This is a genomic window from Legionella antarctica, from assembly GCF_011764505.1.
GTDB lineage: Bacteria > Pseudomonadota > Gammaproteobacteria > Legionellales > Legionellaceae > Legionella > Legionella antarctica.
In genome coordinates this window covers 234,053-247,763 of sequence record NZ_AP022839.1, presented here as the reverse complement: position 1 = coordinate 247,763, position 13,711 = coordinate 234,053, and the positions used below count along the sequence as shown (strand labels likewise).

The window sequence follows — 13,711 nt, the reverse complement described above, 5'->3', positions numbered from 1 at the left end:
AGCCCCTTATTTTAAAAGTAGAAGAGTATGCATGAATCTTTCTAAAGAATTAGCCAATACCTTGCGCATATTAAGTATTGATGCGGTTAATCAGGCTCAATCTGGTCATCCAGGAATGCCTTTGGGTATGGCAGACATAGCTACCGTGCTATGGAAAAAATTCTTAAAATTCAATCCTAAAAACCCTTATTGGTTTAACAGAGACCGTTTTGTATTATCGAATGGTCATGGTTCAATGCTGCTCTATTCCTTACTACATTTGACTGGTTATGATTTAACTATTGAGGAACTAAAAAACTTTCGTCAACTCCACTCTAAAACACCAGGCCACCCCGAGCGGGGACATGCACCTGGCGTTGAAACGACTACCGGCCCTTTGGGTCAGGGTTTGGCAAATTCAGTAGGCATGGCCCTTGCAGAACAAATTCTTGCCAGCCAATACAATCGCGATGAGGTTCATTTAGTAGACCATCATACTTATGCTTTTGTTGGTGATGGTTGCCTGATGGAAGGTATTTCTCACGAAGCCTGTTCCCTGGCGGGTACTTTAGGCTTGGGCAAACTGATTGTTTTTTACGATGACAATGGTATTTCAATTGATGGCAAAGTTGAATCCTGGTTTACCGATGATACGGCCTCTCGTTTTAGGGCCTATAACTGGCAAGTCATTGATGCAATAAACGGCCATGATATGGATGCTATAGAGCAAGCCATCATTAAAGCTCGCTCTAACACCACTCAACCAAGTTTAATCATCTGTAAGACCGTCATTGGATTAGGTTCCTCTGTTGCTGGTAGTGAGAAATCACACGGCTCCCCCTTAAGTGCTGATGATATCACTAAAGTTCGTGAGTTTTTTAACTGGCAGCATGCTCCTTTTGAAATTCCTGATACCATTTATCAACAATGGAATCACGTAAAACAAGGGGAAAAGGAGGAGCAGGAATGGTTGACGCTGCAACAGAAGTACCAACAGCTTTATCCTGAAAAAAACTATGAGTTTTTACGGCGCATTAACGGGGATCTGCCTGATAATTGGCATGAAAAGACCGCCTCTTTCTTAAAACAATGTCTCAGTAGAGACAAAGCCATTGCCACCCGTAAAGCCTCTCAACAATGCATTGAGCATTTCGCCAATTTATTGCCGGAAATGTTTGGCGGGTCAGCCGATCTTACAGGTTCCAATAACACAGACTGGTCGGGTAGCAAAGCCATTTCCCCCAACGACTTTTCTGGTAATTATCTTTATTATGGCGTGCGCGAATTTGGTATGGCAGCAATAATGAATGGATTGGCAGTTCATGGGGGATTTATTCCTTACGGTGGAACCTTTCTGGTTTTTGCTGATTACGCACGTAATGCGGTGCGTCTGAGTGCCTTGATGAAGCAGCGAGTCATTTATGTATTTACTCATGATTCAATTGGCTTGGGGGAAGATGGTCCAACTCATCAACCTATAGAGCATGCTGCGATGTTACGAATGACGCCTAGCATGACTGTATGGCGGCCTGCTGATTTGCTGGAAACCGCCGTTGCGTGGCAACAGGCTCTGGAACATCATAATGGCCCCAGTTCATTATTACTTTCAAGACAAAATTTACCTGCCTTGCCACACCACTCAGATTCTGCTGAATTAATTAAAAAAGGCGGGTATATTATAGTTGATTGTGATGGCAAACCTGATGCTATCCTCATCTCAACCGGTTCTGAGGTGCAATTGGCAATTGCTGCTGCAGAACAGGGTAAATCCCATGGACTAAAAGTTCGAGTCGTTTCCATGCCTTGTGGGGAACGATTCCTGGCGCAAGACCATGCTTACAGGAATCAAGTATTACCAGAAAACGTTCGCATACGCATAGCAATCGAAGCTGCCAGTAGCGCCTATTGGTATCAATTTGTTGGCTTGGACGGTGCAGTAATCGGTTTAGACTGTTTTGGCGTCTCAGCCCCGGCTGACCATGCATTTAACTTTTTAGGAATTACTGTAGAAAAAATAATTCATACCCTGGATGTATTAACTAAACAAACCCTTGTGTAACGCGCTAAACTTTGTAAGTTATAACAAGATAGCGAGAACACCTTAACTCGGAGAAGTACTATGGCAATACGAGTCGCAATTAATGGCTATGGCCGGATTGGTCGTTGCATTTTAAGATCGATTTTTGAAACCAACAGACAAAATGAGTTTGAAATTGTTGCAATAAATGACCTTTCGGGTACCGATGTAACGGCCCACCTTACCCGCTATGATTCAACTCATGGTTCTTTTGCATCTGAGGTCAGTATCGAAGGTAATATGCTGATTGTTGATGGGCATGGTATTCAAGTTCTGGCCCATCGTGATCCTAAAAACCTGCCCTGGAAAGAACTTAATATTGATCTGGTTTTAGAGTGTACCGGTTTTTTTACTGATCGAGAGTCAGCCATGCAGCATATTACTGCGGGTGCCAAGAAAGTATTAATTTCAGCTCCTGGAAAAGGGGTTGATGCTACAATAGTTTATGGCGTCAACCACTCCGTACTCAAAAATTCTGACATCATTGTTTCCAATGCTTCTTGTACCACAAATTGTCTGGCCCCAGTGGTGAAGCCACTTAATGACGCCTTGGGTATTAAGTATGGTTTGCTCAATACGGTTCATGCTTATACTAATGATCAAATGTTACTGGACGGCAGTCATGAGGATTTACGTCGTGCCCGTTCCGCAACCCAGTCTATCATCCCTACTAAAACCGGTGCAGCCTCTGCTGTAGGTCTTGTGTTACCTGAGTTAGCAGGAAAACTTGATGGATTTGCCATGCGCGTACCTGTTCTTAATGTATCTGTAATTGATTTAACGTTTACAGCCCAACGAGAAACAACAGTAGCCGAAGTTAATGATTTGGTACGAAAGGCAAAAAGCGGCATCTTACAAATTAACGAGGATCCTTTGGTTTCTTGTGATTTTAATCATAACCCTGCCTCAGCTATTTTTGATGCGACTCAAACTAAGGTTTTGGGTAATTTGGTAAAAGTTGTGGCATGGTATGATAACGAATGGGGTTTTTCTAATCGTATGATTGATACGGCACAACAAATGATGAATTGTTAAGGGATAGTCCATGAATCTTATTAAGATGAGTGATGTAGACCTGAAAGGCAAAAGGGTTTTAATTCGCGAAGATTTAAATGTCCCAATTAAAGATGGGATGATAACCAGTGACCAAAGACTGCAAGCAGCATTACCTACCCTGCAGGCAGCTTTGGATGCTGGGGCGGCAGTTATGGTACTTTCGCACCTTGGCCGTCCAGAAGAGGGCACTTCTGAAAGCCGTTTATCTTTGCAGCCGGTTGCCGATTATTTAAAACAAAATCTGAATTATCCTGTACGTTTTGTTACTGAGTACCTTGACGGCATAGAAGTAAAACCCGGCGAATTAGTTATTTGTGAGAACGTGCGTTTTAATATCGGTGAAAAAAATAATGACCCCACTCTTGCCAAAAAACTGGCCAGGTTGTGTGATTTTTTTGTTATGGATGCTTTCGGTACCGCTCATAGAGCTCAAGCATCGACTTATGGGGTTGCCCAATATGCGCCAGTAGCAGTGGCGGGTCCCTTATTGATAAGAGAACTTGATGCCTTGCAACACGTTCTGAAAAATCCCCAAAAACCCATCGTAGCCATCGTTGGTGGAGCAAAGGTTTCATCCAAACTCAGTTTGTTAAAACAATTAGTGGGTAAGGTTGACTACCTGATTCCAGGCGGTGGTATTGCCAACACGTTTCTCAAAGCCCAAGGTTTTGAAGTTGGTGTTTCTCTTTTTGAGCCCGAGTTATTAGACGAGGCGCGAGCGATACTTGCCTTGGCTAAAGAAAAAGGCTGTCATATTCCCCTGCCGTCAGACGTTGTTGTAGGTAAAACGTTTAATGAATACTGCCCTGCTTTTAATAAGTCTTTGGCAAATGTAGCAATTGACGATATGATTCTTGATATAGGGCCAGTTACAATTAGTGACTATGTCGACATCATCGATTTGGCTAAAACCATTATTTGGAATGGACCAGTAGGTGTATTTGAGTTTGCGCAATTTGCCTATGGAACTCGAGCCCTGGCCATTGCAATCGCTGAAAGTGATGCATTCTCCATAGCAGGAGGTGGCGATACCTTGGCTGCTGTTGATCTTTATGATCTTAATCAGCAAATTTCTTATATTTCCACAGGAGGTGGGGCGTTTCTGGAGTTTTTGGAAGGAAAATCCTTGCCAGCAGTCGCCATTTTGCAGGAGCGAGCTAAAGATGTTACGTCGAACTAAGATAGTTGCTACATTAGGTCCAACCAGTAATGACCCCGTAACGCTGCGCGCTATGCTCAGTGCAGGGGTCGATGTGGTGCGAATTAATTTTTCTCATGCTGACTCTTCAGCGATTGAACTGATTGCATTAGTACGAAAAATTGCTGAAGAGTTAAATCATCCCCTTGCTGTTATGGCTGACTTACAAGGTCCTAAAATTCGAATAGGGCGTTTCAAAAATAAATCAATCACTTTGATAGATGGTCAATCTTTTATTCTTGATTGCTCGTCCACTAATGCACTTGGCGATCTCCAGGCAGTTTCGGTAGCCTACCCCAACCTGGCTAATGAGCTTTCGGTGGGTGATTATCTGCTACTCAATGATGGAGTAATTGAATTGGAAGTCATCCAAATTATTGCTTCTAAAATTCACTGTAGAGTTATCGAAGGTGGTGTATTAACCGATCTCAAGGGATTAAACAGAAAAGGAGGCGGACTTGCCGCGAGAGCATTAACTGATAAAGATATTCAGGATATGCGCACCGCAGTCGAAGCAGAAGTCGACTACATCAGTTTATCTTTTGTAAAAGATGCTGCGGATATTCGCCATGCACGATCCTTGATGGATGAATTTGGGGCAAAAAGAACGCCTATCATTGCTAAAATTGAGCGGACAGAAGCTCTTGAACACCTGACTGAAATTATTCATGAAGCCGATGCAATAATGGTAGCTCGTGGTGATCTAGGAGTAGAGGTTGGTGCGGCGGAAGTTCCTGCGATCCAAAAACATATTATAGAACAAACCCGTCTGCTCGATAAGGTGGTGATTACTGCAACTCAAATGATGGAGTCCATGATCAATAATCCGCAACCTACTCGTGCAGAGGTTTCTGATGTGGCTAATGCAATCCTCGACGGTACAGATGCCGTTATGCTTTCTGCAGAAACAGCGAGTGGCCTTTTTCCTGTGAAAGTAATTACTATGGTAAATAAAATATGCCTGAGCGCCGAAAAGCATGCCAGTTTTTTCTATGATTCCGATTCGCAAACCCAGCATTTTAAGCGTGCAGATCAGGCGATTGCAATGGCCACGATGCATGCAGCCAATCATTTTCCTATTCAAGCCATAATCACTCTTACTGAGTCAGGTGATACTGCCCTATGGGTCTCAAGACAGCACAGTACCGTCCCTATTTTTGCCTTATCAGCTAATAAACGAACTATAGGACGGCTGAGTCTGGTCAATAATGTGTTCCCGATATACATGAACTATCATGAATTTAAGGTCCAAGATTTGCATCAACAAATCATTGCTGAATTGGTAAATTCAGGCCATCTAGAAGAACCAGGTTATGTTCTTTTAACTCGAGGCAGACAAATAGGAACCCCGGGAGGAACCAACTCCATGGAAATTATTAAGATAGAGAAGTAGACTTGCTTATGCAGGCGTTGAAACCCTGCGGTAATTTGTGACAAGGACGCAAAAATGAACAGTCGTTATTTGATGTTATTTTTAATATTAGCCTTTTTTACTGTTACTGCGCATGCCGTCTCGAAGGCTTCGCCCATTATCTGTTCCCAAGAGTATGCTCTTTGTACTTCCGCTCCGTGTATTCCTGATCCAAGACACCCAGACTATGCTATTTGTTCTTGCGTCATTGAGACAGGAGACAGTGTCGGCTATCAAACGTGTGCAAAACGTGTGCCTCAAAAAGGAGGCTTTAAAATAAAACACCTGACATCAACTTTTTCATTCAAGCAATTTAACAACAGGAAAAGCATGAGTTGCCCACGTGGCAAACCATGGACGGATTGTCTTGATGCCCCATGTACTATCAATCCCATGAATAAAAAGAAAGCGATATGCAGCTGTAAAATCAATCATGATCAGAATTTTGTGACGTTTGGAGGGGGATGTGACACCACTACATGCGTCACTGGTTTTTGGTCCGGAGCAACCGCAACTACAAGCAGAGCGTTGCGCAAATCACTACTTGAGAAGCTTAATATTACTACAAATCCTTGGCCGAACGAGAAATGTCCGGGCGAGAAAATAAATGATGAACATTCTGGACCTTCATAAGCATTAGGAGTCTATCATGTGGCTCAAAATCTCAACGTGCCGTGGCTTGTTACTGAACGATCCTCGTAAAATCTAACGGCCCTACGGAGTGCGCCATATGCACAGTTCGTAAGGTGTACAGATTAATTCACTGAAAAAACATGATCTTATTATTTTTGAACACTCCCTGGGCTTGTTCGCTGTACGTCAAAAGATTTATTCTGAACGGCTCAAACATAAAAAATAACGCAGTAATGTGCTAAAACCACCACCTGAATTCCACTACAGATAACAATAATCAATCCAATTTATCAGTTGACGATGTCCGTAATCTTGCTACTCTGTATCAGATTTATTCTGTTGCTCACGCACTAATTGAACATTCTTATTTAAATTAACCTAAACGAATCATTGAGGTGTACCTTGAAGTTTTTTAAATTATCTAAAACAATGCCAGAAAAAACAACTGGATATATTCGGTTTAGTGACGCCCCCGAGGGTAATACGGTTGTCTGTATTGCCAAAAAAGAAAATGGAGACAAAAAGGTTTTACTGAAAACGGGTGATGTCGACGGTAATGAGACACTTTATTTCAGGCAAGATAACAGTCCCGTTACAAGTGATACAGCAATAGGTGTTTGCGGCGATGAAGATGATAATGAAAGCTCCGCTCCGAAACCCTGTGGCGATGGACCAAATATGCTGTTTGACGATGAAATTGAGCCGTCTGAAGAAGAGTTTGCCATATCCAGGGAAATATTTTGTTCCGAGATAGTTCGCGATATTGATCCCCATTGCACGCCAAAATATAACCGCTACTACGAATCCCATACCCGTGCTCCATTGATAGGGCCTGATTTTATAGATAACTTTCATTCATGGAAAGCAAGTTATCATTATGAAAATCAAACCCTGTTTGGATTTAAAATTGACGCAGGTGGATTAATCGATTTTGCAGAACACGATGGATTTCCCGCACAACATAAACGAATACGTGGGTTGGGTGTATGCGCTGTATTATTGGCCCTACTTGGCAGAGATGATAGGGGGGGTGAAAATTGGGGTTTAGTTGAAAAATCCAATCACCTGCAAGTTGTCCTAATTGATTTTGGCCGCTGTCTTTGTAATATGATGTTTGCAGATAAGAAAAAAAATGATGCAGATAACTCTTTTGCGAATCCTTTCGAGATCGTAAAAGCAGTATTTCAGCAATATAATACCCCGGATGAACCACCCCTTCCTGCGTCGTTCCTTGAATCAGCCCACATAAAATACGAAGTGTTTGAAACGATAGAGAAACTTGATAAAATAGCTCCATTATTACTAGAGAAAAGAGCAGAAGACAATTTTAAACAGTTTCCACTTTTCAAAGCGGCAATTTTGCTGGATAAAAAAAGAGGCATTGAGCATTTATATCACCAATTCAAAGATAATAAAGAATACATTGCGACACAATTCATTAATGAAAGTTTTGAAACAACAGGAGTATCTGTCAAGCTAAGTGAACTTGATGATGAAACAGCTAATTACGTTCAGAGCCTCTATAACTATCTAAATCCTTTTGAAGCATCACCTAAAAGGGAGCTATTTTGTAGACAGCTGGAGACTATATTTAACGAAAAAAATCTCAACGAAACTTCTCGTGTAGCACCCGAATCAATGTAAAGCGAGGTTCTAGAACAGTTAAACTTTTAATTATTTATTTTTGTTACTTTCTTTTAAAATCATAAAATAGGCGTCTACATAATCAGGTAAATGACGAGAGGCTTTATAAAAAGTCTCTTTGCCTGGGTAGCTTCCTGTCAAGTAATCCACTTGATATAAATTATCCGCGAAGGCCCCACCGGTATCAGCAAGAATTCCTGCTTTAGAAATAACGGCACCGGATTGATCATGATACTGAATCATCAACATTTTACCAAGACCCAACTGCTCCAAATCAGCGGCGAAGGTAACACCAGGATTAACCGTTATTTTATATTCCGCATCTTTACCATAACCCTTTATTCCAGCAACCTGTTTAAAATACCAAAAACGCTCCTGAGCATAGGGGGTTTTGGTGCGGCTGTATGCAATATTATTATTTCGATGTACGTTAAATATTTTTTTGTTGCTGACACCGCCAAAATCAGCTACCACTGTCCCTTGCAACAGGGCCGCCTCCAGGTTTTCACGACTTAAATAGGCTAGTTTTGGCACCGATTTTTTTTCTAATGCTCCTTTTAATATAGACTGCTTGCCGTATTTAAATCGAGTTAAATCGGGGTGCTCATTAGCCTGTTCAAGAGTTAAATGTTGCTCGTCTTTAGGTAATGCATACAGGGCGAAGGGTGTTTTAGGGGTATACTGGGTATTGGCTTTGGCTAAGTGAACATAATACTTGGTCATTAAAATACGATCTTTGGGTAAATTCTGTAGCAAAGGTTTATTCGCAGCCAACCGTTTTGCACGATGTACATCAGGATACCAGCGAATAAAATAAAAATGTTGCTTTATAAAAGCTGGATTATTCATTTGATTCTGGTTTTGGCAAACAAATATCAAGGTCGCTTTAACTCTGTCCACGGGTATTTTGACTGCCTGGCCTGCATGAATCACTAAAGGATCATAAGCTGATCCTTTATTTAAATAAGCTAAAGTCTCTTTTGCTGTAGCACATAACTCAGCACCTTTAAAGTCAAAATGACTTTGAAAATCAGGAGTAGACACCGTAAATTGAGGTGAGGCAAAGGTCAATTGAGAAAACAGCAAACTGAAAATCAGTGTCCCAGTTCTCATGTTACTCCGCCGTTACTTTTTTCTCTTCTAAACTGCGAGACAAACCCAGTTTTTCCTTCAAGCGAGCTACAGCATCAGGATCGTACTGCCTGGTGGTTTTATGTTTCACAACAACTGCCGCGGATCGGGCTGGTTGCGGTGATACACTTTGAGCACCATACGCAGGGCCTCGAGCTGGATAGGTTGGTAAATAATCATCTGTTCCTGAAGACGGTTGATTGGTTGATTTTGTTGCGTTCCCAGTTGGTTGTTGAGGTATTGATTGCCCTGCATTTTTTTCTGCCATTATTTTACGCGCATTTCGCACACCTTTTTCTATACGTTTTTTTATTTTAACAGCAGCATGCTCTGCCTCTTCTGTAGTGACTTCGGATACCGTATTTCCTTGCAAATCAACGCGCATTTCCCGAGCCTTAAGACAAGCCAGGTAATCAAGACGACGGGTAAACAGAACAACCGCCTCTCTTAATTTGCTTTTTGAAATATTCGCTTCTGCAGCTTTGTCTGCATGAAGCATGATGTCATCCATGATTCCTTTTTTCAAGGGGCTTATCTGTACGGAATTATCAAATGCATTGGGGAAATTAAGCGCAAGCCACGATAAGGCATCGATTCGGGCTTTTTTAGATTTATTTTTTTGGCTTTTATTAATGACAGCGGTGCGCGGATGCAGCTCCTGTTTTCTCATTCTGGTACCTTTGTTAAAAAGAGTGAAGTAGTGTGATAATAACCAAAGTTATTTGATTTGAAAAAGTCTGTTGACCTTGCGATGTTGGTTGTCATATCCGGAAATTAGCTAATGGAATAATACTGTTATTCGATTTAGAAATGAGCGCACAATGTACAATGTTTAATGAGTTTTTGCAAGCACTCTCTGCCATTTCGCGGTAATCAAATAAATTTTGACGGTACATCCAATTAGCCAATGAAGCATGATAAGCATATAATTAATATATTTATAGGGAATGGAGACATGATGAAACGGATACTGATGTCAACTCTTGCTGTATTTTTACCATGGCTAGTTCTATTACTTTATGATAACCCAGGAGGTGCTTTCCTGGCCTTGATTATGCAAGCTTCAATAATTGGTTGGCCCTTTGCATCGGTATGGGCATGGCGTATGGCTCATCCTGAAAAAAGGTCAACTGAACGCTAAATTTTAAACCCGAATATTCCAAGAAATGGGTGTTCTATCTTAAATTGTAAATATTCCAAATGGAGAAAACATGGTGGCTCGAGTCATAGTTAATGGTTCTAATGGTAAAATGGGTTCCCTTGCCTGTGAAACTTTAGTAAATCATAGTGAGTTTAAACTAGTAGGTCAGCTCAATAAACAAGACAATTTAGCCCAGGCGATTAGAGATACGGATGCCCAAATCGTTGTCGATTTAACACGTGCTGACTGTGTTTTTGCTAACAGCATGATTATTATTGACCAGGGTGCTCGTCCGGTGATTGGCACCTCAGGATTAGCTGGTTCGCAAATAACGGAATTAACTGAGCGCTGTAATGCAAAAAAATTAGGGGGTATTATTGTTCCCAATTTTTCTATTAGTGCTGTTTTGATGATGATTTTTGCAGCAAAAGCAGCGGAGTACATGCCCGAAGTAGAGATCATCGAGGCCCATCACCAACAAAAACTGGACGCCCCTTCAGGAACTGCGCTAAAAACTGCGGAAATGATTGCTGCGGCGAGAAAAAAACCCAAGAATAAACTGGATTTAAAAGAATTAATTCCAGGCGCGCGAGGCGGGACACATCATGATATTAATATTCATTCGTTACGTTTGCCGGGGGTTCTTGCTCGTCAAGAGGTTCTCTTCGGCAGCAGTGGTGAAACCCTGTCACTTACTCACGACAGTATTGATCGCCATTGTTTTATGCCCGGAGTAGTACTAGCTTGTCAAAAAGTACAAAATTTGAATACTCTGATTTATGGTCTGGAACATTTACTTTAACCGAAGTATAAATTGGGCTGTGAAAGCCCAGCACATAGAAATACCAAACTTCAGATAGTAAAATCCGGCATGCTATTGTTTGAACGCTACAAAACCTTACTAATAAACTAAACCCAGGTTTGCTCTTTTGGACTCTTCAAACAATAACTCCCACTCTTTTACTGCTACATCGGCAAGAGCATCGAGCTTGTTCCCTGATTTGGGTTTTATTATATTGATCAGATTATCATAAACCGAATTAGTTGCAGGAGTACTGGTGTTATCCTTTTCCGGGTGGCTTAAAACAGCGCAAAATATTCTCGTAAGCCGCTGAACATTATTTTTGCCGGCATACTCATCCGCCATAACGGTTCGAATGGCATCGATTCCTCTGGGAATTGATTCAGCATCTTTATACCATGAAGAAGTCCAACTACCTTTAGGCTTCCTAAATCTTTGCGTTTCATTGATCAATGCACCTAATGCATTATACAGTTTGGTGCATCCAGGTTCTCCCAGTTGTTTGGCCATCAATGTACAGAGCAGTTCATTTTCTGGTAAAAAATTTCTCTTCAAATCTTTGCTGATATACTTTACTTCATTATCCGTAGCTAATCGATCATCAAATTCTATCGCCCTTTCTGAAGCTAAACGTCTATTAATTTCTTCAACAATATCTTTTGGTAAATACATTCCAGGGGTTTTAATTCCCTTTGAGCCTGGAGCATTTTGCCCGGCAAGTTCGTGCTGATGACGAGAAATATAAAGATCGACAAACGTAGTTACAAAACGACCTCGTTCCTCTTTATCTTTAGGATCACCAAATTTTGGCCAGTTGCCATATCTTGATTCATACAGAATCATGGCATCAGTGTGTAATAACTCTATTGCCTTTCTATCTTTGCCACTGACGCAAGACCCATAACTCAATCCACCGATGGTGAGAATAATTAATTGCTCTAGAGAGCTTAGATACAACTCTCGACCATCGTAGTCCCAAAAAGTGGCTGACAGCATTGGAGACTCCAGAACATTTTTGTAATCATCCAGAAGTTCCTTTAAACCGGGAGTCGCGGCAACATAGCTCTGTGCATTGGTTAATATGGATATACTCTCAGGATCAGTAGTCTGGGTATAATAATAGAGCTTGGCAATATTAAAGGGATGGTTATGTTGCCAGATATTGGCGACACGTTGCCTGCGCGCAACCGCTGCACGAGCTAATTTATATAATTCAAGATCAGGGGGTAATTCAGGTAAATAATTGGTAACTATGCCAGGTACATAATCTACTGCATGAATCGGGCTAATTAGAGTCTGCATCAAGCAAGGTACTTCTGGTCTGGCATGTTCCATCACCTTCGTCAAATTTGAGTCGCAATGACGTTGTTGAACCGCCTCGGGAAATTTTAAACCATCGCGCGTTGCGACATGGCTTGACCGAAATCTTCTTCCAAAAAGCTCAACCACTTCCCCCTTGGCACTAATTTTTTTTAAACTATGAGCTCCGAAATTTGAAGGAGCCGGCAAATCACGATTACGACTTGATAGGGACGAAACTGCATCTTCTATAGTTTCGCTATTTTTAAGCACATGTCCTAAAAAACATTGTTTGCGGTGTGCTAAAACCCAATACCATTGAGGGATAACAGGCACTAGAGCCAGCGTTTTCTTGAATTCATTTTTATTCGCACTTTCAGCGAGCATGGATTTAAATCGAGCTAAATTGTGCTTTATACTCTCTGGTTTAAGCGCTAAAACCCTTACCATTTCTTTAAGCTGTACACTTAATTGATTAAACCAGTTTGGAAATGGAGGAGTATCCGTTTGAATTTGTTTTAAATCGGTGGCCAAAGTCAAGGATTTACCTTTAATATCCCCCCATGCCAGAATAAATTGATTAAGCTCCTGAGCTACCTCCTTTGGGCTGAATACATCCAGTTTCAAATTACAGAAATAGGCTTGTTGGTACTCAGGAAGTCGACGAAACCAGGAGGGTGTTTTAGGGTAGTTGCTGGTTTTTATTGTCTTAAGCTCTGTAATTAATTGCTCGTAATGAGAAGGAATTGCCTCATCATATTGTAAGACATACTCTTTAGTGCCATCTATTTCTGTAGCCACTAAAGTGGCGATATCGGGACGACCATGATTCATCATTAATTTATAACATTCGGCCTCATTTAAACATGCAATAGCTTCTTTTACAGGCTCACCGGAGGGCCATTGCCAGCATGCGGCTAAAACATGTACTAATTTAGCTGTAAATTTCTCTAATTCTTTATGTAAGTCATCTAGTGATACTTTTCTTAACGTACATTCATTTTTACATTCCTCAGCATAACCCCTTAATGTATCGGCGCTAAGAGGTGTGAATTTAGGATCAAGGGGGTAAGCATCAAGAGTAAATAAAAAAGCTTCGTACAGACTGTGGATACGTTGTATAATACTTTGCTGATAATCAGGAGTTTGCTGATAACGTTCCATCACATAACCAGGTAAGAGTTCACTTAACGTAGAAGTTACCTCTTGTGGTAATACCAAACCCTCCAAAACGCGTAAAATTCTGCCTTTTCCCATAGCTAGATTCCTTTACTGCTTTAAGTAATTCATTATTGTATAAATAATTCAGCGAAACAATTACCTGATAAAAACATTTGAAT

At 41.1% G+C, this 13,711-nt stretch carries 11 protein-coding genes; 8 read left to right on the top strand and 3 right to left on the bottom strand.

The annotated features are described in order from the left end of the window. Positions 1 to 31: 31 nt before the first annotated feature. The 6 genes from tkt to HRS36_RS01250 all read left to right on the top strand — a co-directional run bounded on the left by tkt (position 32) and on the right by HRS36_RS01250 (position 7,998). Positions 32 to 2,038 carry a transketolase gene (gene tkt, locus HRS36_RS01275; RefSeq protein WP_173235794.1) on the top strand — a complete coding sequence of 669 codons (2,007 nt, stop codon included), beginning with the start codon at positions 32 to 34 and terminating at the stop codon, positions 2,036 to 2,038. 60 nt (positions 2,039 to 2,098) lie between these two features. After that, positions 2,099 to 3,091: a type I glyceraldehyde-3-phosphate dehydrogenase gene (gene gap, locus HRS36_RS01270; RefSeq protein WP_173235792.1), complete on the top strand. Its 993-nt coding sequence runs from the start codon at positions 2,099 to 2,101 to the stop codon at positions 3,089 to 3,091. A 10-nt stretch (positions 3,092 to 3,101) separates the two neighbouring features. Further along, positions 3,102 to 4,292, top strand: coding sequence for a phosphoglycerate kinase (locus HRS36_RS01265; protein ID WP_173235790.1), 1,191 nt, complete (start codon positions 3,102 to 3,104; stop codon positions 4,290 to 4,292). After that, entirely contained in the window at positions 4,276 to 5,703 is a 1,428-nt protein-coding gene (gene pyk, locus HRS36_RS01260; RefSeq protein WP_173235788.1) for a pyruvate kinase, read from the top strand. Before HRS36_RS01265 ends, pyk begins: the two co-directional genes overlap by 17 nt. A gap of 54 nt (positions 5,704 to 5,757) precedes the next feature. Further along, entirely contained in the window at positions 5,758 to 6,354 is a 597-nt protein-coding gene (locus HRS36_RS01255; RefSeq protein ID WP_197933204.1) for a hypothetical protein, read from the top strand. A 402-nt stretch (positions 6,355 to 6,756) separates the two neighbouring features. After that, entirely contained in the window at positions 6,757 to 7,998 is a 1,242-nt protein-coding gene (locus HRS36_RS01250) for a hypothetical protein (protein ID WP_173235786.1), read from the top strand. Positions 7,999 to 8,028: 30 nt separating this feature from the next. Here HRS36_RS01250 and HRS36_RS01245 read toward each other — a convergent pair whose 3' ends face one another. Both HRS36_RS01245 and HRS36_RS01240 read right to left on the bottom strand, forming a co-directional pair. Continuing rightward, positions 8,029 to 9,111 (bottom strand): hypothetical protein, encoded by a 1,083-nt coding sequence (locus HRS36_RS01245; protein WP_173235784.1) that lies wholly within the window; start codon positions 9,109 to 9,111, stop codon positions 8,029 to 8,031. A gap of 1 nt (position 9,112) precedes the next feature. Continuing rightward, positions 9,113 to 9,799: a ProQ/FinO family protein gene (locus tag HRS36_RS01240; protein ID WP_173235782.1), complete on the bottom strand. Its 687-nt coding sequence runs from the start codon at positions 9,797 to 9,799 to the stop codon at positions 9,113 to 9,115. A gap of 288 nt (positions 9,800 to 10,087) precedes the next feature. Between HRS36_RS01240 and HRS36_RS01235 the strand changes: the two genes are divergently transcribed. After that, positions 10,088 to 10,270, top strand: a complete 183-nt coding sequence (locus HRS36_RS01235) for a hypothetical protein (protein ID WP_173238406.1) — start codon at positions 10,088 to 10,090, stop codon at positions 10,268 to 10,270. A gap of 70 nt (positions 10,271 to 10,340) precedes the next feature. Then, positions 10,341 to 11,072 carry a 4-hydroxy-tetrahydrodipicolinate reductase gene (gene dapB / locus HRS36_RS01230; RefSeq protein ID WP_173235780.1) on the top strand — a complete coding sequence of 244 codons (732 nt, stop codon included), beginning with the start codon at positions 10,341 to 10,343 and terminating at the stop codon, positions 11,070 to 11,072. 99 nt (positions 11,073 to 11,171) lie between these two features. On the opposite strand, the gene HRS36_RS01225 is transcribed toward dapB, so the two are convergent. Then, on the bottom strand, positions 11,172 to 13,628 hold the full coding sequence (locus tag HRS36_RS01225) for an oxidoreductase (RefSeq protein WP_173235778.1): 2,457 nt from the start codon (positions 13,626 to 13,628) through the stop codon (positions 11,172 to 11,174). Positions 13,629 to 13,711 lie beyond the last annotated feature (83 nt).